Here is a 19,562-nt window from a genome sequence, read left to right on the forward strand (position 1 = left end):
GCCGCCCGCGAACCGGATCAGGGCACCAAGCTGTCGCTACTGGAGGACTCGCGTTCGGCGATGAAATCCAGTGCGATGTCGACGATCATGTCTTCCTGACCACCGACCAGACGGCGCCGGCCGACCTCGAGCAGTAGGTCGCGGGCGTCGACACCGTAGCGGCCGGCTGCAGTCTCAGCATGCCGGAGAAACGACGAGTATACCCCCGCATACCCCAGGGTGAGCGTCTCCCTGTCGACCTGGACCGGCCGGTCGCGCAACGGTCGCACCAGGTCGTCCGCAGCGTCCTGCAGTGCCAGCAAGTCACAGTGGTGATCCCAGCCGAGCAGATCCGCGACGGCGACGAAGGCCTCGATGGGCGTATTGCCGGCACCTGCCCCCTGACCGGCCAGTGATGCGTCGACCCTGGTGACGCCGGCCTCGACCGCGACCACACTGTTGGCCACCGACAGGGACAGGTTCTCGTGGGCGTGCACACCGATCTGGGTCGAGTCGTCGAGCACATCACGATATGCCCGGACCCGGTCGCGGATGCCGTCCATGGTGAGTCGGCCGCCGGAATCGGTCACGTAGACGCAGTGTGCTCCATAGCTCTCCATCAGCTTGGCCTGATGGGCGAGTTCCTGGGCGGGGGCCATATGACTTAGCATCAAGAACCCCGAGACGTCCATGCCGAGTTCACGCGCCTTGGCGATGTGTTGCGCGGAGATGTCCGCCTCTGTGCAGTGGGTGGCGACGCGCACCGATCGCACGCCCAATGCGTGCGCCTGCTCGAGTTCGGCGACGGTACCGATCCCCGGGAGCAGCAACGTCGTCAGCGTGGCCCGACGGACGTTGGCGGCGGCAGCTTCGATCCACTGCCAGTCGGTGTGACTACCCGGCCCGTAGGTGAGGGATCCGCCCGCCAATCCGTCGCCATGGGCGACCTCGATGGCGTCCACCCCGCGGCGTCCAGCGCCGCGGCGATGCGGCCGACATCCTCGGCGCTGATCCGGTGGCGGATCGCATGCATGCCGTCGCGGAGCGTGACGTCCTGGATGTACAACCGGTAGGTCATCTGAGCGCCTCCTGACCGGCGAGGGTGGACTGTCGGGCGAGCGCTTCCGAGACGCGCACGGCCGCGGAGGTCATGATGTCGAGATTGCCGGCATAAGCGGGCAGATAGTGTGCCGCTCCCTCGACCTCGAGGAAGACCGAGACCCGCGTCGTCACAGGCGGTGATCCCTCGGGCACCAGGGTGTGTACCGGCTCGTCGGCATCGACCGGGAGAAACTGCACATCCTGTTTGAGACGGTAACCGGGAACGTAACGGCAGACCCGTTCGACCATCTCGGTGATCGACGTCCGGATAGCGTCATGATCGGCGTCGCCGACGAGGCACAGCACGGTGTCACGCATGATGAGTGGAGGTTCGGCGGGGTTGAGGATGATGATGGCCTTGCCCTTGGCCGCCCGGCCCACGGATTCGATGGCGTGCGACGTGGTTTCGGTGAACTCATCGATGTTGGCGCGGGTGCCCGGACCCGCCGACCGGGAGGCGATGGACGCCACGATCTCCGCATAGTGCACCGGCGTTACCGCCGACACTGCCGCCACGATCGGGATGGTGGCCTGACCACCACAGGTCACCATGTTGACGTTGGGCATATCGCGGGCGGCTTCCAGGTTCACGGCGGGGACAACCAGGGGTCCGAGCGCGGCGGGAGTCAGGTCCACCAGCTTCTTGCCCAGCGGGGTGAGCACTGCGGCATTCGCGATGTGCGCCTTGGCCGATGTCGCATCCAGAACGATGTCGATCTCGTCGAAGTGTGGCATGGCGATCAGCCCGGCGACACCTCCGTGGGTGACTGGAATTCCGAGTCGGTGCGCGCGGGCCAGCCCGTCGGAATCGGGATCGATACCGACCATGGCGCCAACCTCAAGGATGTCCGAGTTCCGAATGATCTTGAACATCAGGTCGGTGCCGATATTGCCCGATCCGATGATGGCAACCTTCGACGTGGTCATCGATCCTCCTCCGAAGAAAATGTGGCTGAGACCGTCCCGAGCGGTTCGATCTCAGCGTGGATCCGGGCGCCGGGCGTCACTGGCACCATCGGTCCCAGCGCTCCGGACAGCACGACCTGTCCGGAGCGCAGCGGGTTGCCGTATGCCGATGCGGTCCGCGCCAACCACACGAGGGCATTGAGGGGGTCGCCGAGGCAGGCCTGCCCCTCGCCGGTGGAGACCAGTTCATCGTCGGCGTACAAGCGCATGACGGTTGTGCGCGGCTCGAACTCGGCAAGAGTCAGTCGTCGCGGGCCGAGAACGAACAGACCGCTCGAGGCGTTGTCCGCCACGGTGTCCGCGATGGTCAGATCCCAGTTCTCGATCCGGCTGTCCACAATCTCGAGGGCCGCGACGGCGTAATCGACCGCTGCATGGATCGTCTCCTCGCTCAGGTCCTCGCAGGTGAGGTCGCGGTTCAGGGTGAATGCGACCTCCGCCTCAGCCCTTGGCTGCAGGAGCCGACGCATCGGTACCAAATCTTCGGCCGATACGTCCATGCTCGCGAATAGCACGCCGAAGTCCGGCTGATCCACCCCGAGCTGCTGCTGTACCGAGGGTGCGGTCAGTCCGATTTTGCGGCCGACGATGACTTCTCCGCCGGCCACCCGCCTGTCGATCAGCTCCTGTTGCACCGCATATGCGGCGTCGATGGAAGTGCCGCCGATCAGGTTCCGCACCGGACTGGCAGCACGGCGTGTTGCAGCCGCGGTCTCGATGCGATCGGCGGCTGCGCGGATCAGGTTGATGTCGTGGGTGATCTCGTTGATGGCCGTCGCCTCTCGTAACGTTCGGACAGTCCGCTATCGCCGCCGCGGCGGACGGGCCGGCGGCGATGGTCCGATAATCACGAGGCTGACTGCTGCGCCAGTTGGTCGTTGACCTGTTCAGGTCGTTGCCAGTAGGCGAATGCCAGGCCGGTGACCGCATGGTGAAGTGGGATGTAGTCGACGACCTCGGCCGGCAGTGTGTCGAATGCTCCTGCGGCGGTGATCCATGCCCGGATCTCGCCGGTGCCACCGTGATAGGTGCCGGAGTCAACGGTGAACAGGTTCTCGAGCTCACGGCCTTGGCCCTCGCGCAGCTTGTTCAGCACCCAGTTGTCCAGATCGCAGTCGATCCAGCCGGCACGCGGACCTGCTGGATCGTGGGACAAGCCGCCAGAGGCCAACACTGCGACCCGTTCGGGTCGCGAATCGGCGATCTCGCGTATTGCCACTCCCAGCTCGTAGCAGCGTGCGGCCGTGGGCAGCGGATTGAAGTAGCAGTTGAGGAAGACCGGAACAATGGGGATGCCCATATCGGCTATACCCAGGAAGCGCCCCGGGCGAGTGAAAGCGTGTCCGATGCCGTGCGGCTTGCTCAGCGGCTTCAATTCGGTCATGACCGCCACGTCGAAGCTCGACTCGACAAGACCTGTTGCCAGGGCAGTGGCGAACTCGGCGCCGCATTTCATATCTATACGTTCGTCGATGCCCGGTTGGTCGGCGAAGCGCGGCAGTGTGTGCCCACTGACTTCGGTGCCGCAGTAGACCGCCAACGTCGGGTTGAACGCCGAACCAAAAACCTCGGCCTGATCGTCACCGATGATGATGAGCACGTCGGGATCGGCTTCCTGGATCACCGAACGCAACCGCGCGAGGTTCGCGTCGATCCGCCGTTTGGCAGCAGCGTTTGTCGCAGCGTTCTCCTGTGCGGCCGAAAGTGGTTGCGCTACATCACCTCGCATCAATTCGTAGGCTCGGGGCCAATCATCGACTGGCAGCAGGATGGCTGGCGCATGGGAAGTTGCGACGCCTAGCGTAAGCATTTTCAGCCCTAATCGGATAGTGTGAGGTGGATTTTCTGGTCGACGATCTGGATCGGATACGTCTTGATCGGGAATATTGCGGGCAGCGAACAGGCCCGCCCGGTGGTGAGATCGAACTTCGCAAAGTGCATCGGGCACTCGACCTGACAGTTCTCGACGAACCCCTCGGCCAACGAAGCGTCTGCGTGGCTGCAGGTATCACTCACGGCGAAGTACTGGCCCTCCGAACTAATCACGGCGATCGGTTCAGGCAGTTCCGGACGCTCGATGCGCAGCCCCTCGCCTTCTGACACATCGGTGGTATCGCAAAGATAGATCTCAGACGGGCCGAGGGTCAGCACGGTCGACTTCCCTTCGTGCTGCCTCGGCGGGTGGCCGGCCTGGTCATCTGTCAGCATGGATTCTCACTCATCGTTCGGAGTTGGATCGTGTGGGTCGGACTCATGGCGCTGCCAGGAACTCCGTTGCCACCCGGTTGAATTCCTCCGCCTTCTCGACCTGAGCCCAGTGGCCGCACCGTCGGAACACCAACAAGCGGGATTCCGGGATCTCGCGGAGTAGGAGCAAGCCAATTTCGAGCGGATTGACCCGGTCCTCTCGGCCCCAGATGATCAATGTCCTGGCCTGGATCTGCGTTAGCTCGGGGGTCTGGTCACGCCATGGTGCTGCAGATGTCCCGGTCGGCGTCTCTCGCAAGGGTGACCGCTGGGACGCTTCGAGCCGTCGCTCGAAGGCTTCGGGAGTCATCACCGACGGGTCGAAGAGCATCACGTCGACCACGCGTCGCACAGTTTCCCGCGTCGGGTTCTCGGCGGCGGCCCGGATTGCTCGATGACCTTCGGTGGGCTGCAGAGCGGTGATGGTCGAGAGTGTGCCCCCGGCACCCATGAGGACCAGACGTTCAACCCGGTCCGGGAAGTCGACGGCGACAGCCATGGCGACCGAACCACCCATCGAGTTGCCGACGATGCTGGCGCGGTCGATACCGAGCACATCCATCAGGTCGCGCACCACCTGTGCCCGAATCGTGGTGGCAGCCTGGGAAGTATCGGTGATCGGATCCGAGAGACCGAACCCCGGCATGTCCAACAGGATGGTCCGGTGCGATACGGCGAACGCTTCGATGTTGCCGGAGAAATTCCCCCACCCCGTGGCGCCCGGCCCTGCACCGTGCAACATGATGACCGCCGGTCCGTCACCCGCTTCGTGATAGTGGACCCGGTACGGTCCGGCCTGAACGAACTGGCCGGTGCTCAGGTCTTGGGCAATGCTCATTTCTCTCTCCGATGGTTGATGATAGAGCTCGGCTGTGGCGGGAAGGCGTTCCGAGCTCGCTAGAAGAAGATCGAGAGCCCACGTGGCAGGATCGTGGCGTCGAGCAGGATCTCCCGCCGCGCGATCTGCCATGAACCATCGAACCGGCGCAGACGGTCGATCCGCCGTCCGGCCCACCAGGCTTCGTCACGCAGCTTGCGCGACTGGCGCACGGTGAACATGCTACGGACCAGAACATCGGTGCAGTCCGGGACCTCGTCGACCACAATGTTGCTCAAGAGGTGACAAGTCATCGACGCAGGCAACTCGGAGTGCGAGTAGCCTGTGGCGTCCTTCGCCAAGCGAACGCGCAACATGTCCTTGTCGTCGTGGATGATCGGATGACCGGCCGGTGCCACGTCGCCTTGCACGTATTCTTTCAACGGCATGATGTACTCGGCGTCCTCGGCGAAAAGATCGAGCCATTCCTCGAAGCGACGCTCGTCGAGAAGGTGAGCCTCCCTGGCCAGGAAGTCCTCGACCTCGAGCTTCAGTTCCCATTTGGACGTGGTGATCGTCATCGCTGCTCCATCAATTCCAGCCAAAACCGGTAAAAGTTCCGTTGATCGGCTTCACTCGGGTTGGGCCCAAGTCGACCAGGTAGGTCGGACGCTACGTCGGATTCGTGCCCCAATTGCATACCGTAGTAGTACGGCCTCTCCCAGTTATGTTGCGGTGCAGAAGCGTCCACGATGCGTTCGTAATTCTCGACATCGTCGGGTGCCACCACCCCGCCATGTGCTGCCCTGGTACACCCGCTGGATTGCAATGTCCTTGACGACCTGCGGCGCGTCTTTCTCGACCATTGTCCATTGCCAGCCCTCATGTGCGCGCACCCCCCGCGGGTGCCACAGCTGGAAGTGCCGGCCGAGCATCGGCGACAGGAAGCCCATGAGGGAGATATTGGGGAAGATGCCCGCGTTCATGAAGCCGTACATCTTGGTTTCACGGTCTTTCTGCAGGTTCTGCAGCACGTTGTAGCGGTGTTCGACCCACTCGACGGCCTCGGGGCCAAGTCGCTGGGCCCCTTCAAAATCGCGCTTGAAACCTACGTCATCGGCAATGACCAGGCCCATGCCGACGGGCACACTGCCCTTTTTCAGCCCGGTGCTGATCTCGTAGAGCGTCGAGCCGTCTCCGGTCGGATATGTGGTCATCGGCACCGCGATGCCACGCTCCACGAAGTCGCGGCACACGGCCAACCACGCCACATGGGTGGCCACGAAGACGTGATAGTTGTCGCCGATGAAATTCTCGGCGTTCAACTTCCAGTTACCGGGTGAGTAGTACCGGTGGAACCCTGGCAACAGCTCTAGACCGCCCAGATCGAGCGAGAGCACGAAATGCTCCAGGTACCAGATCGTGTCCTCGCCGAGCCAGTCCTCCAACGAGGGGGCGTTGGCATCGAACGTTGCAAAGATCAAGCCATGGAAGTTGGCCACCCTAACGGTCTCCAAGCCGTGCTTCGACTTGTCCAGGCCGTCGGGATAGACATGCTGCTCGATTGGCACACCGGTGAGGGCGCCGTCGAGTCCGTAGCTCCACCCGTGGTAGGAGCAGACGAATCCTCGGGTCTGACCACGGTCGAACAGGCAGACCTGGTTGCCCCGATGCGCGCACCGGTTGACCAGCACGCGGATCCCGTTGGTGTTGTCGCGGGTGATGATCACCGGGACCTCACCCATGTAGTTGGTGACGAACGAGCCCGGGGTTGGGACCATGTCCGCGTGGCCGACCAGCAACCATGAGCGCTCGAACACTCGTTGCAGTTCGACCTTGTAGATCTCTTCGTCGAAATGGATTGCCGACGATACATAGCCGTTCTCCCAGTCGACCAGATCGTTGAGTTGGTCAATTGCCGTCATTGCCATTTGTCCCTTCGAAATTCCACATGGCCGACGGGCACTCGATGTATGTCGAGTGCGCGCATTGTCGCGGGTCTCACACCGGGCAGGGGGCTGCCGACCGGGCCATGCGGCCAACCTTATGATTGCCGTCACATCGTGTCTAGAGGCATATATTGCATATCAAGTATGCATCTCAGGTACTGATAGAGAAGCCACCGTTCGCGCGGTGTGGCGGTTGACATCGCCATTGACCTGGGATTCGATCCTAGCGCGGCGCTGGGCTCGCACAGGGAGCGCTCTCTAGCCAATCGATGCGCCGCCGTCGGAACGGTGGTCGCCGCCTGGGCGATGAGCGAATGGTGGTCGTTCGGCGCCCATTCCCGCGCCGAGTGGCGGGCGCAGCGCGGGATTCACGCCGCGAATACTTCCTTTTTATAGAAGCTATTCGATTTCGCTACCTAGACGAAGAAATGATGCTTTCAATAGAGTCACGATCGGCGGACCGCTGTACGAACCCTGTAAGACTCACGCAGCGCTGCTGATCCTGAAGGCTTACTACCGAATGAGGACAGACGGTTGAACGGCGCGCAAATAACCGTAGCGGCACTCGAGCGGGAGGGGGTCGACCATGTCTTCGGCCTGCCGGGCACCACAGTCATGCATCTCATCGATGCGTTGTGCGACAGCTCGATCCGTTTCATCTCGGTGCGTCATGAGCAAGTGGCATCGATGATGGCCGACGGGTTCTCCCGTTCATCTGGAGGACTCGGCGTCTGTCTGGCGTCCCGTGGCCCGGGGGCGGCCAACCTTGCGATCGGCGTGCACAACGCGCACGCCGAATCGATCCCGATGCTCGTGGTGGTTGGGCAGGTCCCTGATGGCATTGCCCACCGCGACTCGTTCGAGGAGATCGATCTGGTGCGGTTCTTCGAGCCGATGACGAAGTGGGCCGTGGAGATTCACGACACCGAACGCATCCCGGAGTTGCTGCAGCGCGCCGTTCGCACCGCGATGTCAGGCCGTCCCGGTCCGGTCTTGGTGTCCTTGCCGCTCGATGTCCAGGTGAATGAGGCAGGACCGGCTCTGCAGCCGCGGTTCCGGCTGACCCCGGCTGCGCCGCACCCCGTCGCGGTGGCCTCGGCCACCGATCTCCTTGCCTCGGCGGAGCGCCCTGTCGTTATCGTCGGCGGCGGCGTCCGAGGTGACGCTTTCGACGACAATCTTGTGGCTATCGCCGAGCAGTTCCATCTACCGGTGGTTACAACCTGGGGACGAAAGAGCGTATTTCCCAACAGTTCTGAGGTCTTCAGCGGAAGTCTGGGTTACGGGGCGCTGCCGACCACCGAGTCGGCGGTGCGTGATGCGGACGTCGTGCTGGCGTTGGGCTGCAAGTTCTCCGAATTCAGTACCAAGTCGTGGAGCCTGCTCGGCGAGACGTCGCAGCTCATCCACGTCGACATCGACGAGAATGTGCTCGGGCGGGTCTACCCGCCCGAGGTATCGATCTGCGCCGACGCGCGCGGGACGACGGCCGCGCTACGGTTTGCGCTCGAAGCGCGGACCGGACATGCCGACATATCCGACCGGCGCAGGCTGCGGGTCAAGACATTGCGCGCGGCGTACCTCGGTGAGGCCACTCTGTCGGCACCGGCGCGGACCTCGGTCGGTGTGACGTCAGCAGAGGTGATCACTGCGCTGCGCGAGATTTTGGCGTCCAACCGATCGATCCTGGTCAACGATGCTGCCAGCATGGGCCCCTGGCTGCAGAGGTACCTGACCACCGATCGCGTTGGCAGCTATCAGCTCGCCGCGGGTGGCTCGATGGGCTGGGGCCTTCCGGCGGCGATGGGCCTCCAGCTCGGACGCCCGGACGAGCGCATCGTCGCAGTGTGCGGCGACGGAAGTTTCTGGATGGTCGCTCAGGATCTGGAAACTGCTGTGCGAGAACAGATTCCGATTGTCATTGTGATCACCAACAACTTCGCGTTTGGTAACACGCGGGACCGCCAGCGTTCGTCGCACGGTGAGAGGTATCACGGGGTGTTCTATGGCAACCCCGACTTCGCAGCGTTCGCGCAGCTACTCGGGGCATATGGTGAGCGCGTCGAGAACGCAGAAGATCTCGCGCCGGCAATCGAACGTGCGCTGGCCAGTGGACGCCCCGCAGTGGTTGATGTGATCCAAGACCGCAACGAGGGGCTACCACCCGATCTAGTCCCGCTGTCGGCGACTGCCGCGTCGTAAACGTCGGCTGAAACCGAGGGCTGGAAAAGGAATAAAATTGCAGTGAGCGAGCGCGCCCTATGCTGAAGTCTCACCATGGAGCGGCGCCGGTCCCGCGGGCGTAGGGGTCCAACACCCGACGTTACCAACTGTGTACCTACGGCTTATTCGCTATGTTGTTGTTTCTGAGTAGTTTTCGACCAGATTGGAGAAGGGATGTCCATGGCTGAGCAAATACTGGGCAAGGTGGCTTTCGTATCCGGAGCCGCACGCGGCATCGGCCGCGCCGTTGCGATCAGATTGGCCCAGGAGGGCGCAGACGTTATCGCGGTCGATGCCGCGAAGGCCGTGCCTTCGCAGGGCGGCCCGGCCGCCACCCCGGAGGACCTAGCCGAAACCGTAAGGATGGTAGAGAAATTGGGACGGCGGATCATCTCACGTCAGGCCGACGTATCTGATCTGTCCACCCTCACCGAGGTGGTGGAAGAAGGGACGGCCGAGCTCGGTCGCTTGGACATTGTGGTCGCGAACGCCGGCGTGGGGGGTAATCCAGCACCGCTCACAGCGATATCGGCGCAGGAGTGGCAGAACGTACTCGCCACCAATCTCACCGGGATGTTCAACACGGCGCGAGCGACAGTGCCGCACATCATTTCGGGTGGGCAGGGCGGGTCGGTCGTGCTGGTCAGTTCGTCCATGGCACTACGGGCTCAGCCGGGCATGGGGCCCTACACGAGCGCCAAGTCCGGGCTGGCGGGCCTCATGCAAACGCTCGCACTGGAGCTCGGTGAACACCTTATCCGGGTCAATTCGGTACACCCGACCACGGTCCGTACGCCACTGCTGCTCAGCGATGCGAACTTGCGGCTGTTCAGACCCGACCTCGAGAATCCTACGGCCGCCGACGCCGAGCCGGCCTTTCGCACTATCAACGTTCTTCCGGTCCCATACGTCGAGCCGGAGGACGTTGCCAACGCCGTGTACTTCCTCGCCTCCGACGAGGCCCGATATGTGACCGGTGTCCGACTTCCCGTCGACGCCGGTTATGCGCTGAAGTAACCTCTCTGTCTGAATGCGCCAGGCGAAGAAGCCGCGCGCTGGTGACCCCGGCCCTCACCAGTGAGCGGGCCTAGAAGGCTCGGTATGGCAGGTCTCGCCGCACATGGCCATCGGAAGGGGCCGGAGCATTCTCCGATCGGCTTCTCGGGAGAGAGCATTGGTCCCGCGAACGGACATCGGTAACCGCGCAATCGGCTGCGCCACAGAGCCATCAGTCCCATGGGAGGTCGCATGGACGCGCTGGCGCACCCGGCCGACGAAGTCGTCCGGGGGGGCTGTGTTCGCCCGGGACGCTGGCTCATGCCCCATCGGTAGTAATTGGCAGATGTAGTCAGGGCATCACCTGGCAGTAGGTGAAAGACGAACGGCGGCCGATGTGTTTGTCGAGACAGCTCCCCTAGGTGCAGACAGTCCTGCGCTCGGCGGTAGCTTTCGATCACGTCGCAATCGACCAGCTCAGTCTTGCCCGCGATCGCGTGGGGCCCAGCATTGATGTGAATCAGGTCTGCCCCCGTGCTTACCGGTCCGTGCTAGGTGCGCCGTTCCGGTAGGTCCGCGGAGCCGAAGGGCAGTGCGGAGTGCGCCGCGGACCAATCCGGACGAAGTCGCGGTCAGGCTCGGGCTCACTGGGTGGTCCGTGTTACGGGGTGCATGCCCGCCAGCGATTCTGTGCCGACTCATTGCGTCAAACGGCAGCATCCTCGATTAGCCATATGAGTGTGGTCATCTGACTTGGCCCCACTTCGGCCGTTGTTCTTCACGAATGTTGGCCCCACCGGGGTGGTGATCATTGCTGGCGGGGTGGGGCGGTGTGTCCTCAATGTTGGCCCCACCCTTCGTTCGGATTGTTCCTGTCGCCCGTCGTCCTTGGCGGTCGCGGTCAGGGAGGGTCGGTCAGGATGCGGTCACGCGTGGAGTTGTTCGAGAAGATCAGGAGGGATTGGCGGGTTGAGGGCCTGTCGATCCGGGTGTTGGCCGATCGGCACGGCACTCATCGCTGGACGGTGCGTCAAGCGCTTGATGACGCGGTCCCGCCGCCGCGCAAGGCGTATTCGGCGCGGCCGCGTCCGGCGATCGATCGTGGGTGACGGTGATCGATGCCTGGCTGCGCGCCGATGAGGATGCTCCGCGCAAGCAGCGCCATACCGCTCGGCGGATCTGGCAGCGTCTGATCGCCGAGCATGGGGCTGCCTGCTCGGAGGTGACCGTGTCTCGGTATGTCGCGCGGCGCCGGTCCGAACTCGGAGGGCTTGAGAACGAGGTGTCGGTGCCTCCAGAGCCCCGAGGCCGGCGCGGAGGCCGACGTCGACTTCGATGAGTTCTTCCCCACGATCGCCGGGCTGGTCGTGAAGTGCTGGATGTTCATGATGATGCGAGGGGGTGTCAGATGGTCTGTGTAAGTCCTGACGGAAGGATCTTAGGACATGCGACAGGCAAGGACGAGGATTTGCAGTTGGGTGAGGTGGTTTCCACCGTGGAGATGGCCGAGGCGCTTCGGGCTTCGGGTGCGGTGGACGATTTGCTGGCTCAGATCGATTCCGGCGAGGTGGCGCTGACGGTGAGGGTGGTCTGCTGCCCGGCTGTTCAAGTTGGCTCTCGAGCGGGTCTGGCCGCGGATTGACCGATCATCTGTTCACCGGCCGACACGGCTACAGTGGCCGACAGAAACCCGAGACACTCATCGCGCGGATGCAGCCTCATCTATTGTCGGCCAGCGAGGGCACTGTGGCCGGTAAAGCATTGGCAGCCAAAGTATTAACAGAACAGCTCGCGCTACTCAACGCTCATCTTCGAGCCCACGACAAGCGGCTGGGCGAGCTGCTCGACATGCACCCGGACACTCCGATCTTCACCAGTTTCCCTGTACGTTTGAGTGAGAAGACGGCCGAATAGCTAATTAGCGGAACTAACCGATAATAGCGATTATGTCAGGTATTGGTTTCCCAATAGGGAAATTGTGTCTTGTCATGACGTGCGATCTAGGTGCACACTCGGAGCCATGGTGACCCCTGCAAGCAGCCACCTGGGGCGTCTCATTGACGAGTATCAGCGTCGTCACAGCGCCAGCATCGGCGGCCTGGCCGACCGGATCGGCGTCAGTCGGCAGACCCTGAGGCAGTGGCGTGTCGGCGAAACGCGTTCCCTCCCTACGCAAGCCAATCTAGCCGCGCTCGCGACCGAGATCGACTACCCGTACGTCCGCGTGCTCGAGGCAGCCCTGCACGATGCTGGCTACCTTGGTACGGACGACATCAGCGTGGCCGACGTCAACGCCGTGCGGACTGCCGCGGCCCCGTTCATTCAGAACGCGCTGATTGCCGAGTATTACTCCGGTGTTGTGGGCCACCGAATTCACGAAACGGCTCACGGACCCGGAGTCTGGACAATGGCGCACCGTGGGTACAGCGGATCGCGGCGCCTGGATCTCTGGGTCTATCCCGACGAAGCCTCCGCCCTTCGGGCCGCCGCCCGCCTCGGCCTGGACTGCGGCCTCGACGAAGACACCGAGGCAGTGAAAGCCTTTGCACGGGAGGACTATCGAACTGTTCTCGACCGTCACCGCGAGACAGCACCGGACTGGCAGATCCTTGAAGTCACCCTCACGCCGTTCGTCACGCTGGACGGTGAGCTGGTGGTGACGTCGGCGGCGATAGACGACGCTCCCCCGATTCAATCGGGTGAATCATCGAACGCCGAGGAGCCGGCCCTGTTGGACGGGGACGACGAGTTCGGCGAGATCCTAGCGACGATCTCCGATCGACAATCGAGCCTCATCGCTGTCGCGGCAGACGACATCGCGGCCGCAATCCGCGCCGACGACGCCACCCTTGGCTCCGCCGCGGTCGCCGAGCACACCCATGGTCGGCTCCAGGTGCTCCAGACGCTGCCGGCGATCACCTTCGGTCAATCACGGCTATGGCGCTGTCAACTCGCCGCCGCAGCTGAGCGCCTGGCGGCCGACACGCGCCTGTGGGGCGCGCCCATCCCCCGGTGTACCGGGGAAGAGATGGTTCTGCACCTGATCCTGCGGCGCGCCCAGGCCGCCGCCCGCCCCCGCCAAGTCCGACCCGGATCGTGGGATGAGTTGTCCGAGTATCTGTTTCAGGACCACGACGTGCTGATGCTCTACGATCTGCCACCCGATGCCGCCGAGTCGTTGGTGGGCGGAGTCAACCTGCACCCTCTGCGCTGGTTCACCGAGTTCACCCTGCCGTTTCCCATGCCGGATCGACCCAGTAGCTCGATCTGATATCGCCGCGTCAGATAATCGTGATCCAATCCCACCCTGACCTGAACGGGGGCTGCATACTGATGCGCATGGGGATGGCAGATGATGCGCGTCGCGTCGTTGAGCAGAACAGAAGATCGAGTCAGCAGTCAGATTCCGCAGCGGCACAGGTCGAGTCCACCGTCCGTCAGATAATCAACACCTGCGCTCGTGAGTTCGCCGCGTCTGCACACGAGATGAAGATCAAACCGATGAAGCGCTTCGCTGGGGGCATGCTCGCACCGAAGTACTTCATGATTCCGATCGTTCTGGACTACGTAGTCGGCGAGGGGCACAGCAAATGGGTCATCTTCGTGAATGGCGATGGTTCTTGGCGCTACTCACCTGAGAGCTTGGCGGGATCAGACCGCCCAGTTTTTCCTCCTTCGTTGCCCGCGGACGCAGAAACAAAGATCCGCGCCGAATTCACGAACGCCCTTGCCCTTCGTGCAGAAGGCTATCCGGAAAGACATTCAAGGCGGGGCAACTCCTAGCTGCAGCACCGGTTCGTTCCGAGTATGGTTCTGTCAGCGCCGATTCCGGTGGAATCTGGTCTCAGCGAGTGTGTCCGGCAGCCGTCGGAGATGGGGTGTGAGGGCCTGGACGCCGGGTTGGCGTTGTTGGTCCTGGGCATTCCGGGATTGATGGTGTGGCTGATCCTGGCCGGGAGTGCCACCACGATGATCGCCAAGCAGCGTCCCACGCGCTCAGCGGTGTGGTTGGCGGTTGTGTGGTGCCTACCGATCGTGGGCGCGCTGTGCTGGTTTACCTACCGGGTAGCGACCCGCGCGTGCGGGCGCACCACTGCGGGCTAACCGGCCCTGCAAGATCTTTCGTCACAGAAGTGCACGCCCCCACAACCGTTGTCTGTGAGGACAAGTGCTTCCTTTGAGATGACGGTCGACGTCCGACACTTGGTGTGGGGTGTCGCCATACTGGCGTGCCGCGGTGGTCCCAGTGTCTTTGGATTAGCAGATCGTCCCAACCCCCAGACCATGTCCCCCGGGACCGGCCCTCCGATTCTGCTCTAGCGTTTTGTTTCGTGTCTTTTGTTTTGTTACGTTTCGTTTAGGCTCATACGGTGACGAAACGTGTAAGATTGGGCAATGAGCGAATCGGTGGGGGCGGCAGCTGCACTGCGCGCGACACCGTCGCCGCCGCCCGGTCAGCCCCCACCGGTCAACCCGAAGACCCGCAGACGGCGATCCGCAGAATGCTCAAGCGCCTCCCCCACCACGACTACGCGCTGCTCGCGGCGCGGGGCTGGACGCTGCGCCCCGCGAGCGCTCCTGTGACCGCCCGGCAGCTCGGCGTCTCCGCCGTCCACGTGCAGCGCCAGACACCCCGCGCCTACGCCCGACTCCACGATCTCCTTGCCGAACCTGCCCACGCCATCGTTGGCGAGTACGCGACCACACTCCGCGCCCGCCTGGGTTCGCTCACTCAGGAACACACCGCGCGAAGCGAACTCAACGATCTCGGCCTCGACATCGCCACCGACTTGGGTCAACTGCTGCTGCATCTTGCGGGCCCGTTCACACCGAAAGGCGTCTGGCTGGAAAGCGCGACGGGACCCACCCTGGTCGCGGCCCTGGCCACCCTCGACGGCGTGGTCGCCGAACACAAGGCCCCCACCACCGCCACCCTGCGCGCTGCCCTCACGCACCTCCAGGTCGCAGCTCCCATCGCCACCAAGGTCCTCGACACCCACCCGACCCTGCGTCGCTTCGGTGACAAATGGGTGCGCTGGGGATCGGACAACGCCGACAAGGTCGAAGCCGTTCTACACCTGCTCGGGAAGCCGGCGACCCCCGCCGACGTCGCCGCCATTGCCGGTGACGCTCTCACCGAGCAATCCGCGCGCAATGCCCTGGGCAACGAGCCTCAATTCACCCGCACCACCAAACAGACTTGGGCGCTGCGGGAATGGGGCCTGCGCGAGTACACCGGTGTCTACGCCGAGATCTCCACGCGCCTCAAGGCCGCCAGCCGACCCGTCAGCATCACCGCGATCGTCGACGAGGTCAGGGCGGCCCTACCCGACGTCGCCGAGAGCTCGATCCGAACCTATCTCAACGCCCCCGGTTTCGTCGTCGAGAACGGCACGATCCGCCACCGCCGCGACGACGATGGCTGGCCAAAGGTCGCCCCCCTCAACACCATCCGCGGCGCATTCCACGACGGAACGACCAATGTCCGCTATGCCATACCCGTAACCGCAGAAGTGCTGAGAGGCTCCGGCATCACCGTGAGCGGGGCGGTGGCCACCGCCCTGGGCGTAAACCCCGGACACCGCCGGACCTTCACCGGACCACAGAACGAACTCACTCTGACCTGGCTACTGTCGGTGACCAACGGCGCGAGCTTCGGCTCCCTCCGCGGGCTGGCGACCACACTGGGCGCCCTTCGCGACGACACGATCGTGCTGGCCTTCACCCCCGACGACGGCACCGTCACCGCGACCCTAATTGCCGCCGACGCCGACACCATGACCCGCCTGAGGATGCTCGTGGGTAAACGCCAGGTGCGTAACCCCATCGCCACCCTCAGCCGGGCGCTGCAGTGCACACCAGACGAGGTCATCGCACTGCTGACTCACCGCGGCGAGAACGACCTGCTGACACTGCTGCGGGAACCCGACTCATGAGCCGAACCCAGGGCGACTCGACCCTGTGCTGTTGGCGCCATGCCGCGCACACCGTGCGCCGCGAGCCCGCGACAAAAATTGGTGCACTCAACGGTGCTGCGCCGCCCACATACTCAAGATGTGAGCATTCCCGACACTATCTCCATGAATCACCCGAGGTTTTGTGCCGCCTCCATTTGGGGCTGGCCCTCGGGATTGAGGGCAGCGTAGTAGAGCGACTCGTACTCGTTGGGCGGGACCAGGCCGATGGACGAATGCAGCCTGCTGCAGTTGTACCAGTCGACCCAGGCCGCCGTCGCGAACTCGACGTCGGCGATCGTCCTGTACGGGCCGGCATGGAAGATCGTGGTGCGAATGCACTCGGTCTTGTAGAGGCCATTTGCTGACTCGACCAACGCATTATCGTAGGCATCGCCGACCGACCCGATCGATGCCGCGACGTGTTCCAGTGACAGCCGCTCGGTCAGCCGAACCGACGTATATTGCGACCCGGCATCCGAATGATGAACCAGCTCACCATCTTTCACTGGATAGCCATCGCGAGCACGTTGCCACAACGCCATCCGCAGTGGCGTGATGACCAGGCTGACGCCCTTGCTCGTCGAGGCATGCCAGGCCACGATTCTGCGGGAGAACACGTCGATGATGAACACCACGTACACCCAGCCCGCCCAGGTGCGCACGTAGGTGAAGTCGGTCACCCAGACCCGGTTGGGTTCCTCAGCGCGGAACTGCCGATTGAGTAGGTCGCCGGCACGGATCCCATCCGCGGCCGGGATCGTAGTGCGGATTCCCTTCGACCGACGAATACCTTTGAGCCCCAATATCTTCATCGCACGATCCACCGCCCCATAGGACACACCCGACATCGTGGTGCGATCCAGGTGGGCGCGCATCTTCACGCGCCCGTAGAGCCCTTCCGGGGTCATCCGACGACAACCGTGGTGATCGACGCGCCAGGCGACCTCACGCACCGCATCGACGGTCTGGGCGTCGGTGATGGTGCGGGCGGCGGGTCGGCGACTGCGCCATGCCCGGTAGGTGCGTGCGGCGACCTGGCAGCCCTGTTCGCACAGAACTCGGCAGACCGACTCGACCGCAGCACCCTCGGATCGCATCTGATCGATGAATCCGATGATCATCGGCTGCGGGGGTCGGTGAAAGTCGGCCCGGGACGCGGTGACAGTCGTTGTGGCTGTTCCGTTTTCCCGGGCCGCTTCCCGAACCCGGCGTGCACCTTTCAATGCACCGGGCTCTCCACAAGACCCAGTTCAGGCTGCTGCGGTGTCCTGATCGATATCTGGCCAGGGCGAGGGGATGACCGCACCGCGGTAGCGGTAGCGGGTCGTGCCGATCTTCTCCAGATCGATCAACACGTGGTCCTCGGTGGCTGGCCACCAGCCGCCACCGCAATACCGGCGACGCAACTGTTTCCAGGTCGACTTGCGGTGTTTTCGGCGCAACCACCGCCATACCGTCTGCCACGTGTAGTGACTCAGGTAGGAGAAGGTCGCCGAGGACACCCCGGCCCGGAAATAGCCCGCCCAGCCCGCCAACGTCGAGTTCACTCGACGCAGCAGGTCATCAAGCGGCTGGTTGGGTTCGACTGTTCGGCATAACGTCTTGATCTTCCATTTGACCGCCAACACGGCCTTGGTAGACGGATGAACATAGACGTAGCTGTTGCTGGTGCCCCGTTTACGGCGACGCTGGATGCGCCACCCGAGGAAATCCAGCCCCTCGTCGATATGGGTGATCAGGGTTTTCTCCGGTGACAGAGAAAGCCCCATCGTCGCCAGCACGGCGGCGATGTCCTCTTGTAGTGCTTCGGCGTGGGCTCTAGTTCCCCGCACCATCAGACACCAGTCGTCGGCGTAGCGGACGAGCCGAAAGTTCGCTTGTCCGTGACGAAGTCGTGTAGCGCGCTCGGCTCTGCCGGTGGCCGGTCCACCCGGCAACCCGGCAATGTGTTCATCGAGCACCGACAACGCCACATTGGCCAACAACGGCGAGAGAATCCCACCCTGCGGAGTCCCCGCGGTGCTGTCTGCCAGCAGGCCCGCCTCAGTGAGGATGCCTGCCTTCAGAAATGCCTTCACCAAGCCCAGGACACGGTTGTCACCGACGCGTCGACGCACCCGACCCATCAGGGCGGTGTGGTCGATCTCGTCGAAACAAGCCTTGATGTCTCCCTCTACGACCCAGTCATAACACCTGGGACGTGTCGCGAGATAGCGCACCTCAGCCACCGCGTCATGTGCCCGGCGTTTCGGACGGAAACCGTAGGAACACGGCAGGAAATCCGCCTCGAAGATCGGCTCCAACACCAACTTCAACGATGCCTGGACCACCCGATCGGTCACGGTCGGAATCCCCAACCGACGCAACTTGCCGCCAGCCTTGGGGATCATCCGCTCGCGCACCGGCAACGGGTGAAAACTACGGTCCTTGACACTGGACCGTAGTTCGTCGAGGAACACCTCGACCCCATCAGCAGCCGCGATGGACGACGCGGTGCGCCGATCCACCCCAGCCGTGGCGGCACCCTTGTTTCCGCTCACCCGATCCCACGCCACCAACAGAAACGCGGGATCGGCAACGAGGTTGAATAGATCATCGAACCGGCGATGAGGATCATCGCGAGCCCAACGGTGCAGCTTGGTCTGGATCTTCAGTACCCGTTGCCGCGCCACCATCAGCGCCAACTCAAGTTCGTCGGTATTCACCGGCGACATCGCGCTTCCTCCTGATCTTCCAGTTCTCGTGCTGCATGTCTTGCTGGCCCCCTTCGCCCTGCGACCGCCTTTCTCGGTCTCCGCGGCGGGCACGTCACCGCCCGCGACTACTACGAGGCCTCCGCCCCACCCGTCGCGGTCCTCGACTCCGAACTCGAGTCTTCTCACCCCACCCAGATTGGCTATCCGGTGGAGATGAACGGTCCCGCAGGATGGTTCCCACGTTCACCAGATCATCGATTGGTCAGGGAGGCGCCCAGCTCTACTCCGACAGCATCGCCACGGCTACGCCGCAGGCCTTCACCGTGGCCTCCCCACCGCTGGAACTAAACGGCTTCGGAGTCGAACCCCACCTCGGGATTCGTGCGCTGCACACCGGCCCATATCCACCAGGTTGGAGCCGGCTTCGCGGTTACGGAGCGTCTAACACTGGTTCGCTTACGCTGCACCTTCTGACCTCGCTCGACGAGCCCGCACCGTCTGGCAGTACCAGCACGGCTCGCCTTCTCGGGGCCGCTTGCCACCAATCACCGTCGTTCCCGGCGACCGGCTGCCCCGACGCTTCATCAGGCCGCTGCGACGACCCAACAGAGACGGTCTCTCACCACCTCTC

The 19,562-nt window shown here is 63.4% G+C and carries 16 protein-coding genes and 3 pseudogenes; 9 read left to right on the forward strand and 10 right to left on the reverse strand.

Annotation, left to right across the window (positions count from 1 at the left end; translation table 11 throughout):
• Positions 1-17 precede the first annotated feature (17 nt).
• From dmpG to EXE63_RS01885, 8 genes and pseudogenes are all read right to left on the reverse strand, one after another.
• A pseudogene (gene dmpG / locus EXE63_RS01855) lies at positions 18-1,057 on the reverse strand (4-hydroxy-2-oxovalerate aldolase).
• Positions 1,054-2,007, reverse strand: a complete 954-nt coding sequence (locus tag EXE63_RS01860; protein WP_168140553.1) for an acetaldehyde dehydrogenase (acetylating) — start codon at positions 2,005-2,007, stop codon at positions 1,054-1,056. The pseudogene dmpG and the gene EXE63_RS01860 overlap by 4 nt, the downstream one beginning before the upstream one ends.
• Positions 2,004-2,816, reverse strand: coding sequence for a 2-keto-4-pentenoate hydratase (locus tag EXE63_RS01865; RefSeq protein ID WP_436277504.1), 813 nt, complete (start codon positions 2,814-2,816; stop codon positions 2,004-2,006). Before EXE63_RS01865 ends, EXE63_RS01860 begins: the two co-directional genes overlap by 4 nt.
• Positions 2,817-2,893: 77 nt before the next feature.
• Positions 2,894-3,856 carry a DODA-type extradiol aromatic ring-opening family dioxygenase gene (locus tag EXE63_RS32710; protein ID WP_366515278.1) on the reverse strand — a complete coding sequence of 321 codons (963 nt, stop codon included), beginning with the start codon at positions 3,854-3,856 and terminating at the stop codon, positions 2,894-2,896.
• Between the two features lie 8 nt (positions 3,857-3,864).
• Positions 3,865-4,254 carry a bifunctional 3-phenylpropionate/cinnamic acid dioxygenase ferredoxin subunit gene (locus EXE63_RS01870; RefSeq protein ID WP_168140554.1) on the reverse strand — a complete coding sequence of 130 codons (390 nt, stop codon included), beginning with the start codon at positions 4,252-4,254 and terminating at the stop codon, positions 3,865-3,867.
• A gap of 43 nt (positions 4,255-4,297) precedes the next feature.
• On the reverse strand, positions 4,298-5,131 hold the full coding sequence (locus EXE63_RS01875; protein WP_168140555.1) for an alpha/beta fold hydrolase: 834 nt from the start codon (positions 5,129-5,131) through the stop codon (positions 4,298-4,300).
• A 59-nt stretch (positions 5,132-5,190) separates the two neighbouring features.
• Entirely contained in the window at positions 5,191-5,691 is a 501-nt protein-coding gene (locus EXE63_RS01880) for an aromatic-ring-hydroxylating dioxygenase subunit beta (RefSeq protein WP_168140556.1), read from the reverse strand.
• 144 nt (positions 5,692-5,835) lie between these two features.
• Positions 5,836-7,035, reverse strand: coding sequence for an aromatic ring-hydroxylating oxygenase subunit alpha (locus EXE63_RS01885; protein ID WP_168140557.1), 1,200 nt, complete (start codon positions 7,033-7,035; stop codon positions 5,836-5,838).
• 558 nt (positions 7,036-7,593) lie between these two features.
• On the opposite strand from EXE63_RS01885, the gene EXE63_RS01890 reads away from it, so the two are divergent.
• The 9 genes and pseudogenes from EXE63_RS01890 to EXE63_RS01930 all read left to right on the forward strand — a co-directional run bounded on the left by EXE63_RS01890 (position 7,594) and on the right by EXE63_RS01930 (position 16,214).
• Positions 7,594-9,261 (forward strand): thiamine pyrophosphate-binding protein, encoded by a 1,668-nt coding sequence (locus EXE63_RS01890; RefSeq protein ID WP_168140558.1) that lies wholly within the window; start codon positions 7,594-7,596, stop codon positions 9,259-9,261.
• A 201-nt stretch (positions 9,262-9,462) separates the two neighbouring features.
• Positions 9,463-10,299: a mycofactocin-coupled SDR family oxidoreductase gene (locus EXE63_RS01895; protein WP_168140559.1), complete on the forward strand. Its 837-nt coding sequence runs from the start codon at positions 9,463-9,465 to the stop codon at positions 10,297-10,299.
• 911 nt (positions 10,300-11,210) lie between these two features.
• Positions 11,211-11,387 (forward strand): hypothetical protein, encoded by a 177-nt coding sequence (locus EXE63_RS32715; protein ID WP_234904135.1) that lies wholly within the window; start codon positions 11,211-11,213, stop codon positions 11,385-11,387.
• 2 nt (positions 11,388-11,389) lie between these two features.
• Positions 11,390-11,617 (forward strand): hypothetical protein, encoded by a 228-nt coding sequence (locus EXE63_RS33655; protein ID WP_494546308.1) that lies wholly within the window; start codon positions 11,390-11,392, stop codon positions 11,615-11,617.
• A gap of 69 nt (positions 11,618-11,686) precedes the next feature.
• Positions 11,687-11,970 (forward strand): annotated as a pseudogene (locus tag EXE63_RS01905) (IS256 family transposase); the annotation flags it as partial.
• A gap of 328 nt (positions 11,971-12,298) precedes the next feature.
• Positions 12,299-13,549, forward strand: a complete 1,251-nt coding sequence (locus EXE63_RS32480) for a helix-turn-helix domain-containing protein (protein ID WP_209999707.1) — start codon at positions 12,299-12,301, stop codon at positions 13,547-13,549.
• A gap of 68 nt (positions 13,550-13,617) precedes the next feature.
• A complete protein-coding gene (locus tag EXE63_RS01920) occupies positions 13,618-14,061 on the forward strand; it encodes a hypothetical protein (RefSeq protein ID WP_168140560.1) in 444 nt (147 codons plus the stop codon).
• A gap of 24 nt (positions 14,062-14,085) precedes the next feature.
• Positions 14,086-14,382 (forward strand): PLDc N-terminal domain-containing protein, encoded by a 297-nt coding sequence (locus tag EXE63_RS01925; protein ID WP_168140561.1) that lies wholly within the window; start codon positions 14,086-14,088, stop codon positions 14,380-14,382.
• Between the two features lie 266 nt (positions 14,383-14,648).
• Positions 14,649-16,214: a hypothetical protein gene (locus EXE63_RS01930; RefSeq protein ID WP_168140562.1), complete on the forward strand. Its 1,566-nt coding sequence runs from the start codon at positions 14,649-14,651 to the stop codon at positions 16,212-16,214.
• Between the two features lie 149 nt (positions 16,215-16,363).
• Here EXE63_RS01930 and EXE63_RS01935 read toward each other — a convergent pair.
• Positions 16,364-17,470 (reverse strand): annotated as a pseudogene (locus tag EXE63_RS01935) (IS3 family transposase); the annotation flags it as partial.
• Positions 17,471-17,485: 15 nt separating this feature from the next.
• Positions 17,486-18,940 carry a group II intron reverse transcriptase/maturase gene (ltrA, locus tag EXE63_RS01940; protein ID WP_168140724.1) on the reverse strand — a complete coding sequence of 485 codons (1,455 nt, stop codon included), beginning with the start codon at positions 18,938-18,940 and terminating at the stop codon, positions 17,486-17,488.
• Between the last annotated feature and the right edge of the window lie 622 nt (positions 18,941-19,562).

The sequence above is a fragment of the Mycolicibacterium frederiksbergense genome (assembly GCF_012223425.1).
GTDB classification, from domain to species: domain Bacteria; phylum Actinomycetota; class Actinomycetes; order Mycobacteriales; family Mycobacteriaceae; genus Mycobacterium; species Mycobacterium frederiksbergense.